Origin of the sequence: Embleya sp. NPDC056575 (assembly GCF_042793325.1) — a bacterium.
Classification (GTDB): domain Bacteria; phylum Actinomycetota; class Actinomycetes; order Streptomycetales; family Streptomycetaceae; genus Embleya.
Window position 1 is genome coordinate 136,122 of record NZ_JBHTVA010000007.1, and the last position, 20,372, is coordinate 156,493.

18 protein-coding genes and 1 pseudogene are annotated in these 20,372 nt (G+C 71.3%); 9 read left to right on the forward strand and 10 right to left on the reverse strand.

The features are described from left to right. Positions 1-211: 211 nt before the first annotated feature. From hutH to ACFRCG_RS07705, 5 genes are all read right to left on the reverse strand, one after another. On the reverse strand, positions 212-1,801 hold the full coding sequence (gene hutH, locus ACFRCG_RS07685) for a histidine ammonia-lyase (RefSeq protein WP_380029850.1): 1,590 nt from the start codon (positions 1,799-1,801) through the stop codon (positions 212-214). Positions 1,802-2,443: 642 nt separating this feature from the next. Beyond that, the gene (locus tag ACFRCG_RS07690) at positions 2,444-2,761 is read right to left on the reverse strand and encodes a hypothetical protein (protein WP_380029852.1); all 318 of its coding nucleotides are present in this window, start codon (positions 2,759-2,761) and stop codon (positions 2,444-2,446) included. Positions 2,762-2,920: 159 nt separating this feature from the next. Then, complete coding sequence (locus tag ACFRCG_RS07695) at positions 2,921-3,559, reverse strand: nucleotidyl transferase AbiEii/AbiGii toxin family protein (protein WP_380029854.1); 639 nt, start codon at positions 3,557-3,559, stop codon at positions 2,921-2,923. Between the two features lie 10 nt (positions 3,560-3,569). Further along, the gene (locus ACFRCG_RS07700) at positions 3,570-3,893 is read right to left on the reverse strand and encodes a hypothetical protein (RefSeq protein ID WP_380029856.1); all 324 of its coding nucleotides are present in this window, start codon (positions 3,891-3,893) and stop codon (positions 3,570-3,572) included. Between the two features lie 118 nt (positions 3,894-4,011). After that, entirely contained in the window at positions 4,012-4,593 is a 582-nt protein-coding gene (locus ACFRCG_RS07705) for an AAA family ATPase (RefSeq protein WP_380029858.1), read from the reverse strand. A 582-nt stretch (positions 4,594-5,175) separates the two neighbouring features. Between ACFRCG_RS07705 and ACFRCG_RS07710 the strand changes: the two genes are divergently transcribed. The 8 genes and pseudogenes from ACFRCG_RS07710 (at position 5,176) to ACFRCG_RS07745 (ending at position 11,911) form a co-directional block, all read left to right on the forward strand. Next, a complete protein-coding gene (locus ACFRCG_RS07710; protein WP_380029860.1) occupies positions 5,176-5,592 on the forward strand; it encodes a hypothetical protein in 417 nt (138 codons plus the stop codon). A gap of 192 nt (positions 5,593-5,784) precedes the next feature. Continuing rightward, the gene (locus tag ACFRCG_RS07715) at positions 5,785-7,302 is read left to right on the forward strand and encodes a diacylglycerol/lipid kinase family protein (protein WP_380029862.1); all 1,518 of its coding nucleotides are present in this window, start codon (positions 5,785-5,787) and stop codon (positions 7,300-7,302) included. A 253-nt stretch (positions 7,303-7,555) separates the two neighbouring features. Further along, positions 7,556-8,929 carry a rhodanese-like domain-containing protein gene (locus tag ACFRCG_RS07720; protein WP_380029864.1) on the forward strand — a complete coding sequence of 458 codons (1,374 nt, stop codon included), beginning with the start codon at positions 7,556-7,558 and terminating at the stop codon, positions 8,927-8,929. A 41-nt stretch (positions 8,930-8,970) separates the two neighbouring features. Next, positions 8,971-9,330: a rhodanese-like domain-containing protein gene (locus tag ACFRCG_RS07725; protein ID WP_380029866.1), complete on the forward strand. Its 360-nt coding sequence runs from the start codon at positions 8,971-8,973 to the stop codon at positions 9,328-9,330. Continuing rightward, positions 9,327-10,073, forward strand: a complete 747-nt coding sequence (locus ACFRCG_RS07730) for a sulfite exporter TauE/SafE family protein (protein WP_380029868.1) — start codon at positions 9,327-9,329, stop codon at positions 10,071-10,073. The genes ACFRCG_RS07725 and ACFRCG_RS07730 overlap by 4 nt, the downstream gene beginning before the upstream one ends. A 157-nt stretch (positions 10,074-10,230) precedes the next feature. Continuing rightward, positions 10,231-10,476: pseudogene (locus ACFRCG_RS07735) on the forward strand (DUF2892 domain-containing protein); the annotation flags it as partial. 16 nt (positions 10,477-10,492) lie between these two features. Then, positions 10,493-10,792, forward strand: a complete 300-nt coding sequence (locus ACFRCG_RS07740) for a metal-sensitive transcriptional regulator (protein ID WP_380029870.1) — start codon at positions 10,493-10,495, stop codon at positions 10,790-10,792. Between the two features lie 183 nt (positions 10,793-10,975). Further along, the gene (locus ACFRCG_RS07745) at positions 10,976-11,911 is read left to right on the forward strand and encodes a hypothetical protein (protein WP_380029872.1); all 936 of its coding nucleotides are present in this window, start codon (positions 10,976-10,978) and stop codon (positions 11,909-11,911) included. A 198-nt stretch (positions 11,912-12,109) separates the two neighbouring features. Here ACFRCG_RS07745 and ACFRCG_RS07750 read toward each other — a convergent pair whose 3' ends face one another. Both ACFRCG_RS07750 and ACFRCG_RS07755 read right to left on the reverse strand, forming a co-directional pair. After that, positions 12,110-15,058: a tetratricopeptide repeat protein gene (locus ACFRCG_RS07750; protein WP_380029874.1), complete on the reverse strand. Its 2,949-nt coding sequence runs from the start codon at positions 15,056-15,058 to the stop codon at positions 12,110-12,112. Next, positions 15,055-15,411: a hypothetical protein gene (locus tag ACFRCG_RS07755; RefSeq protein ID WP_380029876.1), complete on the reverse strand. Its 357-nt coding sequence runs from the start codon at positions 15,409-15,411 to the stop codon at positions 15,055-15,057. Before ACFRCG_RS07755 ends, ACFRCG_RS07750 begins: the two co-directional genes overlap by 4 nt. A gap of 1,387 nt (positions 15,412-16,798) precedes the next feature. Here ACFRCG_RS07755 and ACFRCG_RS07760 point away from each other — a divergent pair. Then, positions 16,799-17,149 (forward strand): MerR family transcriptional regulator, encoded by a 351-nt coding sequence (locus ACFRCG_RS07760; RefSeq protein ID WP_380029878.1) that lies wholly within the window; start codon positions 16,799-16,801, stop codon positions 17,147-17,149. 75 nt (positions 17,150-17,224) lie between these two features. Here the strand turns inward: ACFRCG_RS07760 and ACFRCG_RS07765 are convergent, their stop codons facing one another. From ACFRCG_RS07765 to ACFRCG_RS07775, 3 genes are all read right to left on the reverse strand, one after another. Beyond that, complete coding sequence (locus ACFRCG_RS07765) at positions 17,225-17,692, reverse strand: cupin domain-containing protein (RefSeq protein WP_380029880.1); 468 nt, start codon at positions 17,690-17,692, stop codon at positions 17,225-17,227. A gap of 72 nt (positions 17,693-17,764) precedes the next feature. Further along, positions 17,765-18,601, reverse strand: a complete 837-nt coding sequence (locus tag ACFRCG_RS07770) for a helix-turn-helix domain-containing protein (protein WP_380029886.1) — start codon at positions 18,599-18,601, stop codon at positions 17,765-17,767. A gap of 25 nt (positions 18,602-18,626) precedes the next feature. Further along, positions 18,627-20,342 carry an alkaline phosphatase D family protein gene (locus ACFRCG_RS07775; RefSeq protein ID WP_380029888.1) on the reverse strand — a complete coding sequence of 572 codons (1,716 nt, stop codon included), beginning with the start codon at positions 20,340-20,342 and terminating at the stop codon, positions 18,627-18,629. Positions 20,343-20,372: the final 30 nt, after the last annotated feature.

Sequence of the window (20,372 nt, forward strand, 5' to 3'; positions counted from 1 at the left end):
CGATTACCGCTCACTTACTCCTCCCGGGGTCTATCTCCGGGCCCCCCGTGGTTTTTTTGGGGGGCCCCCCGCTCCAAAACCCCCTGGTCGCCACCCCTTGTTGGTTGAGATCACGTGTGGGTTGGCCGGGTGGTTCAAGTTGTCTGTGGTCCTGTCCGGCCCGCGTGGTGTCGCCCCTCGCGTCGGGGGCGGTCGGTCGTGCCGCGGGGCGTCAGCGTGGGTGCGGTAGGGACTGCGTGTGGGTGGCCGGCCGCGGGTCGGTGCGCAGGTGTTCGTGGGTGACCAGGTGGACGGCCTTGTCGACGTCGGGCGTCATCCATCGGTCTTCGCCCAGTTCGGGGATGTGTTGCCGGAAGCGGGCGTGGAGTTCGGCGGTGCGCTTGCCCAGGGCCAGGCCGCCCATCTGCGGGCGGGCCGCGTCGATGCCCTGTGCGGCCAGGAGGAAGTGCACGGCCAGGATGATCTCGGCGCGTTCGAGGTTGTCGTCGAGGTTGCGCTCCGATGCCATGGCCATCGTGTTGTGGTCCTCCTGTCCGAACTTCTCGGGGCGGGACAGGACTCCGGCGGGCACGGCCCGTACCTGCATCTCGGGCACGAGCGCCGCCGCGACGGTCTGCGCCTGCACCATGCCGGAATTGAGGCCGACCGGCGGGCCCGCGAGGTTGTCGGGCAGGCCGTAGCTCCACTTGGTGGCGATCAGGCGCGCCGACAACTCGTGGCTGAGCACGGCGACGTCGGTGACCTGGGCGTTGAGGGTGTCGATGGCGTGACCGATCTGGGCGTCGTCGTAGTTGCCCCCCATCACGAACTCGCGGCTGCCGTCCGGGCGTTCGAACACGAGGGGGTTGGACGTCGAGGAATTGGCCTCGCGCTCGATGATCGCGACGGCCTCCGCGAGGGTCTGCCGCAGCGTGCCGGCGATGTGTGGTGTGGAGCGCACGGACACCGCGTCCTGGATGCGCGGGGTCGTCTCCCCGTACTGGGTGCGACCCTGCTCGGTCATCCACTGGCTGCCCTGGGTCAGCGCGCGCAGTACGCCGGCCTCGTGCTCCTCGGCGGGGATGCGGCGTTCCGCGTGGGTCCGGGCGTCCAGGGAGCCCGCCTCGGCGCGGGTGGCCTCCATGAACAGGGCGAAGGCGCCGCCGAATTGGTCGAGGAAGGCCTCGGAGCGAAGCACGGAGGCGACGTAGCGCGCGGTCAGCACACCGCTGCCGCTGATCAGGGGCAGCGCCTCGCCCGCCTGCAACTCGAACGTCCTGGGCAGGCCCGCGCGGGCGAGCACGTCGCCGGCGGGGCCGGGTTCCCCGCCGGCCGACCGAGCCGTCGCACCGTCGCCCGTGAGCACGAGCCCGGCGGCGGCCATGGGTTGGAGGTCGCCCGTACCGAGCGAGCCGATCGCGGGCATGACGGGGGTCACTCCGGCGTTGACCAGCGCGAGCATGCGCCGGACCATCTCGGGACGGACTCCCATGTGCCCCCGGGCCATCGCGTTGGCACGCAGGACCAGGGCAAGGCGCGCGACGCCGGAGGAGAGTTCGGGACCCGTGCCGGCCGCGTGCGAGCGCAGGATGTGCTTTTGGAACTCGACCTGCTCGGCGTCGGTGAGCGCCTTGTTCTTGAGCGGGCCGAGGGCCTGGTTCCACCCGTAGACGCGTTGCCCTTGGGCCAATGACGCCAGTGCGCCGTCGCGGGTCCGGGTCATGTCCGCGGCGGCGCTCTCGGAGAGTGTCACCGGGCCGGACGTGCCGCGGAAGACCGCCGACATCTGCGCCATCGTCAAGTGCGCGCCGTCCAGGGCCACGGTCGCACCCGTGCGATCCTCGACCTCACGAGCCCCTCCCCCGGAGGGATCACCGCCCGCCGGCGCGTGGTCCGCATGGGCCGAAGCCCGCGAAGGCGGCGCCACGGAGGCGGCCGAGCCCGACACCAGAGCGAGTACGCCCGCCACGGCCACGGCCATGCGGGCGACCCGGGGCAGGGGAAGCCCGCGGAAACGACGCCCGACGGGCCGAGATGCCGAGGTGTGGAGCGGCGCCGAGGTGGCGCCGTGACAATCCGAAATGATTTTCATACTTATCGCGTCGACCGGACGCTCCGCACGCTGAAGATCGACGTCCACATTGCCCCCGAACGCCGACCTCCACCCGGCGAGCCGCTGCCGGCCGACCTCGATCGCGCGACAATGCGGCACGGTCACCCACTACTCGGCACGAGCGACCATCCGCATCAGGCCCACCGAGAACGGCTCCATGCTTCTGCCTCGCACGGGGGCGGGCTCTCGGTTCGCGGAAGGGCGTCACGGTTCACCGCCGCGGCCTCGACCGACACGAGCGCCCCGTCCCCGCCGCGCTCCCCGCTCCCTGTTCTCGACATCGGCCGGCCGTTCGCCTGCCACCGCTCCGGTGAGGTCCGGGCCGGCGGGCAGGCGAGGCGGTACGGGGGCTCAGTCCAGGGCCATGAAACTACCTACGCGCGTGGTTCGGGTCTGGTCCGGCTCCAGCGGATCGTAGACCTTCGTCTGGCAGTTGCCGTCCGGGAACAGCAGGATCGTGCCCTCGGTCCTGTTGGAGATCGTGGTGCCGGCTCCGAGTCCGGGTTGGCACTGTTCGGCCTGCGGATCGGAGACGGCCTTCTCCTGGCCGAGGCGGTACATGACCACCACGCCCGGGGCCGCCGTGGCGGCGGAGAGGTCCACGAGGGACAGGGCAAGGGCACCGGCGGTGACGGCCAGAGCCGCGCGCGGGCGAAGGCGCATACGCATGGGACAACTCCTGAGGATGGGAAATCGACACCGGCAGCCACCGGGCCGGGCCCGCGTGCGCCACGAAACCCCGCGACTCCCGGTGACCGGCTACCCCTCGCCGACAACCATTTCGCCGGACGAGCCGGGGAGTTCACCCGAACGGAGCCTATGCGCCGGTCAACGCCGCATGTGGGTGGCCCATTGCTTCAGTCGCTCGCGCATGCGAGCAATCTGTGCCTCGGTCACTCCGTACACCGCGTACTCGCGATCCGGCCAGCGGTCCACGGCTTGGAGGGCCAGGGCGAAGTAGGGGCGGTCGAAACCGGCGTCGTGTTCTTCGGCGAGTTCGAGGAGGCGTTCCTCGGTGTAGCGGCCGGAGGCGAGGGCGGCGTCGACGTCCAGGTAGTCGCGTGGGGCGGCTCGGCCGAACAGGGTGGTGACCTTGTTGGCCACCGCGTCGTCGGGGTGGAGGACCGGACCGATGTCGAGTTGGGACGGTGGGCGGGATCGCCAGTCGCAGCCCATCTCGACCTTCGCGTCGCGGCCCGCCTCGTCGGTCACCGCGAAGCGCGCGAACACGTCCCCGAGGAGTTCGACGTCGACCATGAGGCCATCGATCCGATAGGCCGCGGCCACACGATCCACCGCCTCGGCGAACGCCGTGGGGTCGGTGACGTCGGTGAACAGGTCGACGTCGTCCGAGACACGTTCGAGGAAGCCGTGGGCCTGGACCGCGTAGCCGCCCGCCAGGACGAAACCGTACGTGGCGGCGGCGGCAAGGCCGACACGGGCGAGCCTGGCCTGCAGGGGATCCATGCCCGGAATGTTATGCGGGCGCGGGGACCAGGTCCGGGAACCTCGACTCCCACAGCACCCGCAGGCGCAGCGGCAACCACAACCGCGGCCACACGCGCGCCAGCAGGTCCCCGTTCACGTGGCGACGGAGTTCCTCGCCACGCGTCGCCTCACGGAGCACCGTCTCGTACAGCAGGCGCACGTCGGCGTCGTCCGCCAGGTCGTACGACTGCTTCGGGGTCCAATCCAGGGACGTGGGCAACACGACGACACCCTCGGCCGGGCCGACCAACTCCGCGAACGTGTCCGGCAACGCATACGGCCGGACATCCACGTACCGCACACGCGCGTCCATGCCTCCAGTATGGCAACGGACGCGCACGAGAGGTCCGCGACGGAGGCACTCCGACCCGACCTGGTCGCCGATGCCACCGGCCGCGGCTCACACTCGTGCTGCTCGCGCGGCGGGCGGGCTATCCGTGCCGGTGGGGGGCTCCGTCCGGAGTGGTTGTTCGTACGAAGGCGGCGATGTCCGGGATGGGCGGGGTGCGGCCGTTGGAGGTGTCCACCGTGAGCGTGGGTACGTCGAGCGAGATGGGTACGAAGGACTCCAGGGAGTGCTCTCCGGCCGCGATCGCGTCGAGCAGGTCTCGGTCGCCGTGCGCGGCTCGGTGCGCGTTCTCCTCGACGCGCCGGACGATGCGGTCGTGCGCGATCGCGGCAGGCGTGACGCAGCGGATGACGCGGATGCGGGCGACGCTGGTCAGCGGCTCCAGGTTCGGGCGCCACAGTCGGTCCTGGAAGGCGGCCTCGGCCACGGTGGTCACTCCGGCTCGGAGGAGCACCTTCAGTACGCCGAAGAACGCGTCCAGCGTCGGGCGGTTGAGCGGATCGTCGCCGCCGCTCCGGTGGCCGGGGGTGGACAGGACCAGGCCCTGCTTGATCTCGTCCCGGATGATCGCGGGGCACCCGAGCTCCTGGGCGAGGGCGTGGGCCAAGGTGGTCTTGCCGGTGCCGGGGCCGCCGCTCACGACGGCCAGGCTCGGTGAGGTCATCGCGTGCTCGCAAGTCGGCATAGTGGACCGCCCATTCGTATCGGTGGTCGATCGGCAGGCGGACAGGGGTTCTCGGCGAGCCGGAAGGTGATGCACGCAGCCGAACTCGCGTCCAAGAACATTACCGACGAAGTCGACCTCGGTTCGGTCGGATGACGATGGCAATGGCGATGGCGCAGACGGGGCCGGTGGAGACCACGGCAGGATCGACCGGTTTCCGGGCGGATCTCGTTCTCGGCCTGTTGCCACAGCAGCGTGCCTGTGTCGATCCGGTGGCGCCTTTCGTACACGAGAGAGACGGTGGAAGCGGGGCGGAACAACAGGAGACCCCGATGACCACGAGCCCAGGAAACTCATCGCGCCGACCGTCGCGGTGAGCGAGGAATGCGACGGCTGCATCGCGGCACACGCGCACGCGGGCGCGCCCCAGGGCGCCACGGTGCAGGAAGCGGGCGACGCCTCGAAAGCGGTGGTTCGTTCGGAGCGCCGACGCGAAGCGGCGAAAGCCGCACGCCGATGGAGATGGTCGACGCCGACGCCGCGGGCAGATGCCTGTGTCGGCGCCCGAAAGGATGATCAGCGATGAGCAATCACACAAGCACGCGACATCACACCCCATCATCCACCGCCGCGAGCGGATGGACGGTGTTCGCAGCGGTCCTGATGATCGTCGGCGGGGTGTTGGCGGTATTCCAGGGGATCTCCGCCATCGCGAAAGACGACGTCATCGTCAGGACCCACAACTACACGTTCGGCTTCAACGTCGCGGGTTGGGGCTGGATCCACCTGATCCTCGGGATCGTGGTCGCTCTCGCCGGCCTCGCGTTGTTCGCCAACGCGCTCTGGGCGCGCATGGTGGGCGTGCTGCTCGCGGGGCTGAGCATGATCGCCAACTTCGCCTGGCTGCCGCACTATCCGCTGTGGTCGACGATCCTCATCGCCATCGACATCGCCGTCATCTGGGCTCTGTGCACGGGAGGGGCCAGGAATCGGTATTGAGCGTTCGTGGCAACGCCGAGGCGGCAGGAGACCGCGGTGCGACACCGGTCCTCTGCCGTCTCCATCACACCAAGCCCGCGACGAGCGTCTCCGGCACGATCGGAAGACGACGTCACCCGGTCGGATGCGGTTCGACCGCACGCCGACTCTTCCGTGGGCATCGGTCGGGCGGAGCAGGCCGGGAGGCACACCATGGGCCGGTACGCAACGGCCGCGTCACGGCGAGCGGCCGGCGTCGACGGAGGCGGGGCCGCACGCCTTTTGGCGCGTCTGGCATTGCTCGCCGTCGTCGGCGTGGTGGTCGTCCTCGTGATCGCACTGCGCGAGGCCGGGTTCCTGATCGTGGGCGCGGCGTTTCTCGGCCTGGTGGCCTGCGCCGTCGGTCTGTGGTGGTTCCTCGCGCACCGGGGCGTGGTCCGGCTGGTCGGCGCACTGGTCGCGGTGTGCGCGCCGGTGACCGTCCTCGTGCTCTTCGCCTTCAACAGCCTGTGGCTCGACGCTCTGATCCTGGGCGCGTGTTGGGCCGCCACCCTGGCGTGCGCCCGGGCGGCCCTGCGCACGTCGGACCCGGACCGTGTGCAACCGGCGACGGCCGCGCCCCGGCCCGCGAGGCCGTTCCTGATCATGAACCCGAAGTCCGGGGGAGGCAAGGTCGGCCGCTTCGGCCTCGTCGAACGGGCCGAGGAACTCGGCGCGCGGGTCGTTCTCCTCGACCCCTCCGCTCCCGCGGACGTCGCCGAACTGGCCCGGGAAGCCGTCGTCGACGGCGCGGACCTGCTGGGCGTGGCCGGTGGCGACGGCACCCAGGCGCTGGTGGCAGCGGTCGCCGCCGAACACGACCTGCCCTTCCTCGTCATCGCGGCCGGAACTCGCAACCACTTCGCGATGGACCTCGGGCTCGACCGCGCCGACCCGGGCCGATGCCTGGACGCGCTCACCGATGGCGAGGAGTTGCGCGTCGACCTGGGCGATGTCGCGGGCCGCGCCTTCGTCAACACGGTGTCCTTCGGTGCGTACGCCGACGTCGTGCAGCGCCCCGAGTATCGCGACGACAAGACCGCGACGGCGCTCGGCCTCCTGCCCGACCTGCTGGTCGGCGAAGGTGGCGTACGGCTCGACGCGCGCGTCGACGACGACACCGTCCTGACCGCCCAGCAGGCCCTGCTGATCAGCAACAATCGGTACAACTCCCCCAGTGAGATGGCCGGCACCGGCCGACGCCCGCGCCTGGACGACGGCGAACTCGGCGTGCTGGGCATCCACGTCCGGGGCGCGGTCCGGGCCGCCGACCTGGTCGTACGCGGTGACCGCTCCGAGGCCTTGACCGTGACGAGCGCCCGCCGCGTCGAGGTCGGCTCCGGGGCCGCCGAGATTCCCGTCGCGGTCGACGGCGAGGCACTCCGCATGCGTACACCGGTCGTATGCACCCTGCGTCCGGCCGCGCTACGCGTCGTCGTCCCGCGCGATCGCCCGGGCGTTCCCCGACCCACCCGCCCCGTGGACTGGCGTCGCGTGCTCGCCCTGGCCCTCGGTCGCGACACGACCTCGGGAGGCGATCGGGCACCGCACCGCCCCCCCGGCTCCGCCACATCCGGGTCCGGTCGACGAAGGCCCGTGAACGACGATACGTCGTTGTGGTGTCACTCTCCGCTGTGCATCCCGAGCTCCCGAACTCGTCCGCATTCGCCGGGGCCGACGCCGGTTCCGTGACGATCACGCGAACCGCTCGAGCCGGGCGCTCGTCGCCGTCGCGCCCGGCCATGCGCACGTAGCGGGTTGATCACCCATTCGCCGACCGCCGATTCGACGATCCCGCCGCACGGGTGGAAACGGACGGGCGGCGGGTTGCCGCACGCCCTCGCGAGAGCGGGTTCCACTGCCGCCGAAAATACCCCCAGGGGTAATCGTGCTACGCTCGAAAATATACCCCCAGGGGTAAATCTCAGCCGAAAGGAGCAGCCGCGTGTTCTTCATCGACACCATCGAAACCGAGGGCCTGGGCAACCGCAGCTACCTGGCGGGCGGTGCGCGCAGTGCGGTGGTGGTGGACCCGCCACGCGACGTCGACCGGGTCCTGGCGGCGGCCGCGGCACGGGGGGTGCGGATCTCGCACGTGGCGGAGACCCACGTCCACAACGACTACGTGAGCGGTGGCCTGGACCTCGCGCGCCTGACCGGCGCCGTCTATCTCGTGCCCGCCGACGCGCGGGTCGCGTTCGCCCGCACGCCCGTCGCCGACGGTGACACCGTCGAGGTCGACGACGGCGTCACCCTGCGGGCGATGGCCACCCCCGGCCACACCCCCCACCACACGTCCTACATCCTCGAGGAACGGGGCGCGGTGGCGGCGGTGTTCACGGGAGGGTCGCTGCTGATCGGCTCGGTGGGCCGCCCCGACCTGGTCGAGCCTCGACTGACCGAGGCGCTGGCGCGCGCCCAGCACGCTTCCGCCCACCGGCTGGCGACCGAACTCCCCGACGAGACGCCGGTCCTGCCCACGCACGGCTTCGGCAGTTTCTGCTCCTCCTCCCAGTCCGAGGGCGACGCCACCACCATCGGCAAGGAGAGGAGCGGCAACGACGCCCTGGTCAAGGACGTCGACTCCTTCGTCGCCGAACTGCTCGTCGGCCTGGAGGACGTGCCCGCCTACTACACCCACATGGGCCCGGCCAACGCCGAGGGCCCTGCGCCGGTGGACCTGACCTCGCCGCCGGTGGCCGATCCCTCCGACATCGCCGCACGTCTGGCAGCCGGGGAATGGGTGGTGGATCTGCGCAACCGGATCACGTTCGCCGAGGGCCACCTCGCGGGATCCTTCAACTTCGAGGCCGAGGGGAAGATCGCCACCTACCTCGCCTGGATGATCCCCTGGGGCAAGCCCGTCACCCTCCTCGCCGAGTCCCCCGCACAGCTCGCCGCCGCCCGGCGCGAACTGGTCCGCGTCGGCATCGACCGCCCGGCCGCCGCCGCCACCGGTGGCCCCCGCGACTGGATACCCGACGGCGAAAGCCCGCGTTCCTTCCCCCGCGCCACCTTCGCCGACCTCGCTGCCCACGACCCCCGCCCCGACGTCGTACTCGACGTGCGCCGCGACTCCGAACGCGCCAAGGGCTGGATCACGGGCTCCGCGCACATCCCCATCCACCAGCTCCACCGGCGCCTGGACGAGGTCCCGCCCGGCACGGTGTGGGTGCACTGCGCCGGCGGCATGCGCGCGGCCATCGCGGCCTCCTTCCTGGACGCCGCCGGACGCGACGTCGTCGCCGTCGACGACACCTTCGACGCCGCCACCGAAGCCGGCCTCCCCCTCACCACCGGTACCGACACCGGTCGCTGAACCGCCCACAGCCCCACCCCCAAGACTGGAAGGACGACGGAATGTTCCTCTTCCGTCGCGGCACGGCCCGCGTCACTCCCACCAAGGCCCACGAGCGCGTCACGTCCGGTGACGCCGTGCTCTTGGACGTACGCGAGCGGGCCGAATGGAACGCCGGGCACGCCCCCGGCGCCGTCCACGTCGCGCTCTCCCGCCTCCTCGCCGGCCAGGACCTGCCGCCGGCCGCGAAGGGCCGCCCGTTGGTGGTGATCTGCCGCTCGGGTCACCGCTCCCGGCAGGCGGCCGAGCTCCTCGCCGGGCGCGGGGCCGACGCCGTCGACGTCAAGGGCGGCATGAACGCCTGGGCGTCGGCCGCACTGCCGGTCGTGGACGAGCACGGAAGCAGCGGCCGGATAGCGTGAGCGCCCTCCTCCTCGCCCTCGCCGCCGGGGCCGTCGTCGGCCTGGCCCTCGGGGCACTCGGAGGCGGCGGCAGCGTCCTGGCCGTCCCCGCCCTGATCTACCTCCTCGGCTTCACCCCGGCCGCGGCCACCACCGCCTCGCTGATCATCGTCACCGCCACCTCCGCGACCGCCCTCTACACCCACGCGACCTGCGGCAACGTCCGCTGGAAGACCGGCATCCCGTTTGCGGCCGCCGGCATCGGGCCCGCCATCGCCGCCGGCCTCCTGTCCGCCCGCCTGCCCGAAGCCGCCCTGACCGCGGCCTTCGCCGCGATAGCCGCCCTCGCCGCCGCGGCCATGCTCAAACCCCCTGCCACCGACCCGCCGTCGCAACCCGTCCGCCCCGCCCGGGCGGCCGGAGCCGGGGCCGGACTCGGCACGGTCACCGGCTTCCTCGGCGTCGGCGGCGGCTTCCTCGCCGTCCCCGCGCTCGTCTCCGTCCTGGGACTGCGCATGCGGGCCGCCGTGGGCACCAGCCTCCTGGTCATCACCGTCAACTCCCTCGCCGCGCTGACCGCCCGCGTCGGCACCCCCACACCCCTGCACTGGGCGCTCATCACTCCCTTCACCGGCGCCGCGATCCTCGGCGCCTGGGACGGCAAGCGCCTCGCCGGGAAAGTCTCCGGCCCCGCTCTCCAGCGCGTGTTCGCCGTCGTGCTCCTGGCCGTCGCCGCCCTCATGCTCGCCGACGCCCTCCACTGACACCCCGCCACGACCACACCACAGGCGCTCCCCGGGCATCGCGCCGCCCATATCCAGGCACCCTCCGAAAACAAGGACGGATCCCGCATCATGACCAACCCCCACACCCTGGACGTCGACCAGGCCGACAGCCGCCTGCACGAACTCGTCGTCCTTGACGATGGAACGACAGGTCCGCTTCACCGCCGGCGCCGTCGTCCTGACCGGCCTCGCGCTCGGCCGTCTGCGACCCGCCTTCCGCCTCGCATCCGCCGGTATCGCCGGCGGCCTGGTCTTCTCCGCCCTCAGCGACACATGCGGCATGGCCGCCATCCTCGCCAAACTCCCCCACAACCGCCCCCACCAGGGCGACCTCGAGCACACCCTCACCGCCCTCCGCGACCACCGGCGCTCCGAACACTGATACCCCCTGGGGTACCATGAAGAAGAGCACACAAGGCCAGGAGGCATCGGTGAAAGTCGACGACGACGCAGTCAACGCAGTCCTCAACCGCCTGCGGCGTGCCCAGGGACAACTCGCCGGCGTCATCGCCATGATCGAAGCCGGCCGCGATTGCAAGGACGTCGTCACCCAACTCGCCGCCGTCTCCAAGGCCCTGGACCGCGCAGGCTTCAAAATCGTCGCCGGCGGCATGCGCCAGTGCATGAACAACGCCGACGAGAACCAGGCCCCCATGACCGAGGAAGAACTCGAGAAGCTCTTCCTCGCTCTCGCCTGACAGCCACCACCGCCACACGAACGGCCCGGCCCCGCATCGGCGGGCCGGGCCCGGCTGCCGCCCCGAGCGCGGCGACCACTTCGTCCCGGTGCGTCGCGTCACGCAGGCCCACGAGGCCGTGCGCGCCGATCGACTCGACGACCACCGGTACGGTCTGTCGGCCTGCCTTGGCACACTGCCGCCATGGAACACGCGCTCTGGGACGCGCTGTCGCGTCCGGACCATGCCGGAATCCCGTATGTCGCCCACCTCGTAGGCGACGAAGGCGAACCCGACAACACGCGGGTCCGGATCGGCGCCCCCGAGGCGGGTCCGTCCGTCACCCTCACCCGCCTCGACGACTTCGTCGTCGCCGAGATCCGGGCCGGCAACGGCGTCCCGCTCACCGCGGACCAGGAAAGGCTGCTCGCCGCAGCGGAGTGGCGACACGGGCCGAGCTCGGTGATGCCGGTCCGAGAACACGTCTGGTCGCTGTCCTGGCGCTGGTACGGCGACGCCTCGGTGCGCGGCGCGCGCGGACGCGCGGTCGTCGAAGCCCTCCGCGACGTCCTCCGCCTGTCCGCGGACGACGTGGTGGTGCGCGGCGCGGACGACGACGGCCCGACCGAGCTCTACTCCGTGGAGGACTTCGGCGATCGTCCCAGCGCCGTCGGCGGCGCGCCGGAGTGCACCGAGTGGGACGACCTACAGCGCCGCCTCGACTGGGTACTGACCACCCTCGCCGCCGACTCGGCGGTCGTCATGGCCGGCCCGGGCGGCGAGGTCGTGCAGTTCATGACCGGCCCGCACGGCGGTTCCCTCTACACCAGCGTCATGGACCCCGAACTCGACGCCGCCAGGCTGCCCGACGCCTCGAACCCCGGCTCCGAACGAGCCCGGAGCATGTTCGCGACCGGCTGGCGGCCGCAAGAGTGCGCGCCCGGAATCGCGGAATGGACCCTCGGCGTACCGATCGTGCACTGGGGCGCCGGCACCGTCCCCGCCCAAGCCGTCGCCGCCGCCCGAGCCCTCGGCATCCCCTCCCCCACCGCCCTGACCGTCCACGCGTTCCGCAACGGCCCCCACCCCGACCCCACGTACGTACCCACCGAACTCGGCCTACGCCAGGACGAGTCGTAACCGCCTACGCCGCGAACCGCCGTACGGCCTCGCGCTCCGGGCCCGGCACCTCGGCGATCGCGGAGATCCCCACACCCTGGCGACCGCGTCCCGGAGGTCGGCGTACCGCTCCCGGCCACGGACCCACAGCGCGCCCTCGACCACGCCCGGAACCCACGTGCCACCGATCGCCCACTTGTCGGGCAACGGAGGACGAAATCATCCCGGGCGCTCTTGGGAATGTGATGCGGACCCGGGTTCCACGGCCTCCGTCACCATCACGGTCCGAAGTCCTCGGAGGGCGGCGGCGGCTCCCGCGGCGTCCCCCGCTTGCCAGAGCGACCCGGCGAGATTGCGGCGGGTGATGAGGACTTCGGGGTGATCGGGGCCCAGGATCCGCAGCTGGTCGGTGAGAAGTTCCGCGAAGGCGGCCGCGGCTCCTTCGGCATCGCCCGCCTTCCCACGCCGGCCGGCCAGGTGGCCGCGAGTGCTCAACGTGTCGGGGTGGTCCGGCCCCAGAACTCGCAGCTGGTCGGTCAAGAGTTCTTCGAAGGCGGCGACGGCTCCCGCCGCGTCCCCCGTGGCTCCACGCCAGCCGGCGAGATTGCGGCGGGTGGTAAGGGTGTTGGGGTGGTCCGAGCCCAGGATTCGCAACTGGTCGGTCAGGAGTTGCTCGCACGCCGCGGCGGCTCCTGTGACGTCCCCGGCTGCGGCCTGCCAGTAGGCGAGGTTACCGCGGATGGCAAGTGTGGCGGGGCTGCCGGCACCCAAGGTTCGCACCACCACGGCCAGAAGTTCTTCGCAAGCGGCCATCGCTCCCGCGACGTCCCCTGCGTCCCCTCGCCGGCCGGCCAAGTTGCTGCGGGTGGTGAGGGTATTCGGGTGCTCGGGACCGAGAATCCGCGACTGGTCGGCCAAAAGTTCCTCAAGCGCGCGAACGGCCCCCGCAACGTCCCCCGACTCTGCTCGCCAACCGGCGAGATTGCTGCGGGAGATGAGGGTATCGGGGTGGTCGGGCCCCAGAACTCGCAGCTGGTCGGCCAGGAGTTGTTCGAAAGTGGTGACAGCTCCGGAGATGTCTCCGGCCTCCCCCAGTTTGGAGGCGAGGTTGTTGCGGGTGCCGAGGGTCTGGGGGTGGTCGGGGCCCAGGATCCGCAGCTGGTCGGCCAGGAGTTCCCGGAATGCGCGGGCGGCTCCCGCCGTATCCCCCGCTCCCCCTCGCCAGTAGGCCAGGTTGTTACGAGTGGTGAGGGTGTTGGAATGGTCGGGCCCCAGGATCCGCAGCTCGTCGGCCAGGAGTTCCTCGAACGCGCGGACCGCCCCCGCCGCGTCCCCCGCCTCTCCTCGCCAGTAGGCCAGGTTGCAGCGGGTGGTGAGGGTGTTGGAATGGTCGGGCCCCAGGATCCGCAGCTCGTCGGCCAGGAGTTCCTCGAACGCGCGGGCCGCCCCCGCCGCGTCCCCCGCCTCCGCTCGCCAGCCGGCGAGGTTGCTGCGGATCATGAGGGTGTCCGGGTGATCGGCGCCCAGGTGCCGGTGCGCCGTGGTCAGCATCTGTCGAAAATGCTCTGCGGCGGCGCCGACCCTGCCTGTTGTACCGAGGCTCTTGCCGGCGTGGTACATCGCGACGTGCGCCTCGCGATGCCACAGGGCGGCGCCGGCGTGGCCGCACAGAACATCGGTGTTGGCCCGTAGCGCTTCCACGAGTTCGGCGTCGCGTTCGCCCTCCGGCCAGACGTCGACGAGAGAATCGGCGGCGATACGAGCGAGCCGATCGCGCTCGACGGAGGCCAACGGTGCGCGGGCCGTGCGTTGAACGAGCTGGTGGACACGAACAGTCGGGAGCGGGCCGTGGGTGATGTGATCGATCAGGTTCAGGCGGTGCAACGCGCGCAGCGCGCCGATCGCGTCGTCGACCGACACCGCGGACTCCTCCCGTGCCACGGCCCGTTCCTCGGTGGAGGAGTCCCGGCGATCGCGGTCTTCGGCGAGGTGGTCGCGAGCGGAGACACCAATCAGGACGGTACCGGGAATGCCGTTGGGATCGAGCATGGCCGCCAACCGCAGCATCGGCAGAGCCAGTCCGACGGGTGTGAGCCGGTTGGCCCGATCGATCGAGAGGGACCAGAGTGCGGACACCGCGAGGGTCTGGTCATCCGGCAACGTGTCGGGCTCGGGCAGCCGCTCGGCGAGCAGGCGTCGGTACGTGGCGCAGTCCACTCCGGCATCGACGAGGTAGGCGACGGCCTGGGACAGTGCCAGGGGCAGACGGCCCAAGTCGGCTGCCAGAGAAGCCAATTGGTCGGCCGGCTCGGCGCGGCCGTGGGCGGCCAGTGCGGTGGTGAGGTAGGCGGCGGCCTGATCCGCGGTGAACAGGTCCACGTGCGTGAGTCGGCGCTCCGGGCCCAGGGCGGCGTCGCGCCGCCTGGTGGTGAGCACGCAGCAGCCGTGCGGCCCCGGGGGCGGCCATAATCCGCGCAGATCCGTGGGATCCGCAACGTCGTCGAGCACGATCAGCCAGCGGCACGGCCGCTGGTTCGGCTTGGGTTCCAACCATGCCAGGAAAGATTTCGCGGCCTCGTCGGGATCGTCCCCGTCCATGCCCAGAAGCTCGACAGCGGCCCGGGCGTAGCCGGTCACGATGGCCGAACGGGTGGTCGCGGTGATCCACACAAGTACGTCGACTTCGTCGGCGTCCCAGGCACGGCGGGCGAAATCGGCGGCGAGCTGCGTCTTGCCCACCCCGCCGGTCCCGGTCAGGATTCGACACGACGCCGGTAGGCCGACGTCCCGGATCTCCGCCATCTCGGCCCGGCGCACGAACGCCTCTGCGCGGCGCGGGATGACCCCGACCTGATGCGGCCACGCGGCGGGGGCGCGCGGCGCGGCGTAGGTGCGCACGCTCTGGTCGATATCTCCGATCGAGCCGACGACCCCGCTGACGGCGACCCCGGCAACGGCGATGGCGTCCCCGGTTCCCGACGCCCGAGTCTGCCCGGCCGGCCCTGGGCCGCGAATGCCGCTCACCGCAACGGCGCCGTCCCGGGCATCCGCACTACCGGTATCCGTGACCCGCGCATCGGGCACGGACTCGTCGGGCGTGGGAATGCCGACGTCGTCGGCCCGCGCCTCGATGCCGGCCGAACGTCCCTGCCACCATTTCCGCTTCACGGCCCGTAGTCGATCCCCGTGCTCGCACTGCTGTCGCGGCCGTGCGCCGTGGCGTCTCCGCTACGTTCCACCCGAGCCGACCCGTTTCCGGCACCACCAGGGCGACGAACGCCGGTGACGGTGGCCCCTCCGCCCGTGGACCGCGCCGTGCCGGTATCCACGGCGACGTCCTGCGCCCCGGGAGCCGGGGGCGGTTTCTGGAGCAGAGCCCAGATCAACGCGACCACGCCGGTGGCGCCTTGGACGGAGGCGGCTACCACCTGACCGTTGTCGGGTCCGTCCAACAGCCAGATCAAGGGAGTCGAGACGATCCCCAGGATCGCGACCACCAACACCGTGATCTTCAAGTACATGGGCGTCCACCCCGCGACAGTCGACAGTCCGTCCATCAATAGCAGAGATGAACCTTGTCGATCACCGTTTCCAACAACCGGCACCCGATCGAGATCGTCCCGGCCGGACACCACCGGCGTTCCACCGGTGGGGATGCGGTCGGCCGACTCCCGGAGTGCGAGGCGTGTCCGACACCGAGGGACGAGAGAAGGGATGGACGGGGGTTTGGGCCGGCTGGGGTGCTTTGGTGTGGAGCAGATTGCCTGTTGTTTGGAGACGGCAAAATCTATCGTGTCTGGAGTAGACATCACGTGGTGGCGTGGCTATGGTTTTTTTCGTAGCCCAGGGAGACCGAAGGGCCCGGAGGGAACGAACTGCCGGGCGGTAGTACAGGTGTTCGTAGTACGCAGGACGGTTCGGCGGTGGAGTTGCGAAGCCACGGTTCGAAGGACAGGGCGACGCGGCTGACGGCCGGACCGGGTGGCCCGCGGTATCAGGGGTCACCGCAGGCGGTGCAGTGGTCAAGCAGTCGATATTCGAGGGAAGAACGGAGGGGCCGAGCACCATCGGGATCGCCCGGGCGGAAGTCTTGGGCCCGGGTACCGCAGGACATCGATAGTGAGGTGGTCTCCGGTCGAGCAACCGCGATCCCCGCGCCCCCGACGGCAGTTCGGTCGGGCCCGCGGAAACATGAAGCCGGCGCGACATCACGGCCGGCAGGTGGTGTAGCAGTTCCTTCGGGGCCCCGGTGCCGTACGGCACCGGGGCCCCTCTATGCGTTCCACGCGCCCCCGGGACCGGACGACGGCCCACCCCGATTGCCGACGTCACGCACACGCCCCGGGGGAGCGGCAGTTTCCACCTCCGACGATGCCGGAAAATCTATTGCCCATGGAGTAGACATCAGAGGGGTCGATGGTTATGTTTTCTGTCGTAACCAAGCGAATCAGTGAGGCGTGACGGAGACGAACCGGCACGCGTCGTCGAGGGTTCGACAGCAGAGTCCCGGGGCCGTTCGTTGTTGGGCAGGGGCTCCGGAGACCGGTTGTCGGGCCGAGGAGAAACCGACGGCGGCCCACGGGGTCGCCGCGCAGGACAGGCAGCACACGTTGCACAACGCGGGACAGGAGAGGAAGGAGCGAACGCCATCCGGATCGCCCGCTCGGCACGGTGAGACTTCGGCCGAGTGGGATCCGTGGAGACGCCGATACGAAAGGTCGTCCGCGGTCACGCAATTGCGATCCCCGCACCCCCACCCGTTGGGAAGCGTGCGGAACGGATAGGCCGGCACCTCGGTGTCGGTGGATGGTGTGGATTTCTTTCGGGGCCCTGGTGCCGTACGGCACCAGGGCCCCTCGACGCGTTCCCCGAACAGCTCCCACGGATGTGAACTCCAGAGAGGCGCCGATGGCACCCGAATCCGGCTCGACCCCGACCGGCACCGACAGGCTCGACGATGACGACTACCCCGCCTACACCATGGGCCGCGCGGCCGAACTGATCGGCGCCTCGCCGGGCTTCCTGCGCGCGATCGGCGACTACGGCCTGATCACCCCCCTGCGCTCCGAGGGCGGCCACCGCCGCTACTCCCGCTACCAACTGCGCATCGCCCAACGCGCCCGCGAACTCGTCGATCGGGGCACCGCCATCGACGCCGCCTGCCGCATCGTCATCCTCGAGGACCAACTCGAGGAGGCCCTGCGCCTGAACGCCGAACTGCGCAGCGCCAACGAGACCCGGTCGCACGAGAGCCCCTGACCCCCCGAGGACGCCCGGCGCGGATCGACGCCGGGTGGTCGACGCCGAAGTTGCCGAGGGACACGATGCGTGTCGTCACGGCGTTTCCGGGTCGGGCGTGCCGGTGTGTTCGCCCGGGTGGGTGTCGGTTCGGGGGTGGTGGTCGGTGCCGAGGCCGGCGGTGATGGTCAGGATGGACGTCGGCCCGGCCATGTCGACGACGTGCCAGGCGCCGGCCGGGTTGATGGTGGCCTCGCCCGGTCGCAGCCGCACGCGCTCGCGTGCCCCGTCCATGTCGCGGACGACCGTCGCCGACCCGCTCAGGCAGACGACCAGTTCGTCACCGGCGGGGTGGCGCTCCCAGTGGTCGCCGGGGCCCTCGCCGTCGAAGATCATCACCATCCGGCCTTCGGCGCCGTCCGCCGCGACCGCGGCGCCGTATGCCTGGAGCACCTCCGGGTCCCAGGCGAAGCCCTCGATGGGCTTGGCGCGCGATCCCAGCCCGAGGTGCACGGGGGTGGTCCGCAGGTCGACGGCGTCGTGTTCGTCGTTGAGGAGTCTCATGCCGACGATCGTGCCGCGCCGGCGATCGGGTGGTCTTGAACGAAAGGGAACAGCGGCCCGGGCGGTCGGCGGCTATCCGGTCGCGAGGAGGACTTCCCCACGACGCCAGGCCGTGGGTGATCGGCCCGTGAACTCGTTCCAGTCCCGGACCAGATGGGCCTGGTCGGCGTAGCCGGACACGGTCGCCACGTCGGCCCATGGGAGCGAGGCCGGCGCCGTCGCCAGTTCGTGCGCGTGCTCGAAGCGCAGGACTCGGGCGAAGGTCTTCGGCGACAGCCCCAGTTCGTCGCGAAAGCGGTCGGTGAGGTGGCGGCGGCTCCAGCCGAGTCCCGCGGCGACCGCCCCGACCCGGGCGCGGCCCCGGGTGGCGACGAGCCGGCGCCACGCCTCGGCCACCTCGGGGCGCGCCCGGTGCGCCCGGTCGCCGTCGGCGCCGCGTTCGACGGCTCGAAGGAGCAGTTCGTCCAGCGCGGTGAACCGCGTCGCCCATGTCGTCGCCGTTCGCAGCCGCTCGACCAACTCGATGCCGAGCGATCCGAGAAGTTCGTCGAGGGGGACGAGGTGGTGGGCGAGTGCGGCGGCGGGCATGCCGTAGACGGCCCGGGCGCCGAGCGGCGTCAGCGCGATCTGTACACCCTGCTGCCGTCCGTTGTGATGGATCGCGACGGACCGGCTGCGCAGGCCGCAGGCCACGCTGTCGTATCGGGTGATCGGCGATCCGTCGTCGACGCCCGTCGCCACCTCCAACGGATCCGACAGGCTGATCACCGTGGTGAGCGCGCGTCCCGGCGGGCCGCAGTGCACTCCCTCCGGGAACCCGCGGAGGTCGAAACCGACGTACGAGTCGACGTAGGGCCGCAGGGCTGCCGTCGGCCGTGCACCGGTCCCGGCGGTCCTACGATCCTCCACGCTCGTCAGTGTACGAGCCGCCCGGTCAGTCCCCGCGCAGTGTCGCGCGGCCGACGCGGCGCAGCCGTGCGGCGCGGTGGCGCCGGCCGTTCTCGGCCCGGTCCAGGGACAGCGTGGCGCGGCGCCCGCGCAGGGTGAGCGTCATCAAGTGATTGCCGAACCACGGCCCACCCAGCTTCGTCCACTCGACCGGCGGCGGCGTCAGCCGCGCGTGTGCGGCCAGGGCGCGCCCGATGCGCGTCGCCGTACGTCCCCACCCGAACCGGAAGCCGATCCGGATCGCCGGCGGGACCGAGTTGTGCACGGGCGAGCAGGTCAGTTGGTAGACCCGGGCCGCGCCGCCGGCGGCGTCGCCCGCCTGCGGCCCCTCTCCCGGACCGAGCCAGTGCGCCTCCGCCGCGTATACGTGGTGCACGTCCCCCGACAACACGCACACCGTGGCCGGCGCCGGCCCGCCCGCCCGAGGCCCGTGCAGCGCGATCCGCCCGATCAGCGCGGACAGCGCATCGAACGATTCGCGAAACGCCGCCCAGTGCTCCAGGTCGCCCGTCCGCCGCAACCACTCGCTCCAGCGCGCGAGGCGGGGCCCGCGATCGCCCGCGCACAGCGCCTCGTTCCACGACTCCAGGTCGTGGACGCCCGGCGGCAGCAGCCATGGCAGCGACGTGCCGATCAGCAGGTGGTCGTATCCGCCCTCGTCCGCCTGCTCGGTGATCCAGGCCAACTCGCCCGCGCCGATCATCGCCCGTCGGTCGGTGGTCAGCACACGGCCGGCGCGCGAGTCGATCATCAGCAGCCGGGTCCGGCCGAAGTCGCGCCGGAAGCTCCAGCGTGTGGTCGTCTTGCCGTCGGCTTCCGCGTCGGCGTGCAGCGCGAACTCGTGCAGCAGCGGCCCCACGTCCTCGCCCGGCGGCGCCGCGCGGACCGCCGCGAGCACCTCGTCGCGCGCCAATGCGGCCGGGTCGAGGTTGCCGACGTGCTGGTAGATCCAGTACGACGCGAGCGCGCCCGCGATCCGCTCGGACCACCAGTCGGTCACGGCCATGTCGGCGCGCCACGCGTGCGAGGTGTTCCAGTCGTCGATCACGTCGTGGTCGTCGAAGATCATCGCGCTGGGCACGGTCGACAGCAGCCAGCGGATCTGCGGATCCGACCACGACTCGTGATAGAGCAGCGTGTACTCCTCGAAGTCGGCGACCTGGCCGCCCGGGGGTTCGTCCGGATCGCGCCTCCGGGCCAGCCGGTTCCGCATCGCGCGCGAGGTCTCGTCCGCGTACACCTGATCGCCGAGCAGCAGCAGCGCGTCCGGCAGCGGTCCGTCGGGCGAGCGCATCAGCCGGCGGGCGAGCGTGTCCAGCGCGTCCGGGTCGAGCCGGCGCTCCTCGCCCGCCTCGGTGCTGGGCGGGCTCGACCAGCGACAGGACCCGAACACGACGTTCAGGTCGCGCTCCTCGTCGTCGGCCGAGGGGGTGCGCAGCACGCTCGGCGGATAATTCGAGCGCTCGTCCGGCCAGCACGTCCGCTCGTCCAGCAGCACCCGGTATTCCCGCGATCGCCCCGGCGTCAGTCCCTCGACCACCACCAGCACGTAGTGGTGGCCGAACACCGTCCACGTGGCCGCACTGGCCACGCCGTCCTCGCACGTCACGGTCACCACACAGGGTGAGTCGGTCTCGACCCACACCGTGGCACTCGTGCGATCCACGTGCCGCAACACGGGACCGAGCAACAACACGGCCATCGTCCCCGGCCTCCCACCTCGCCGACACCC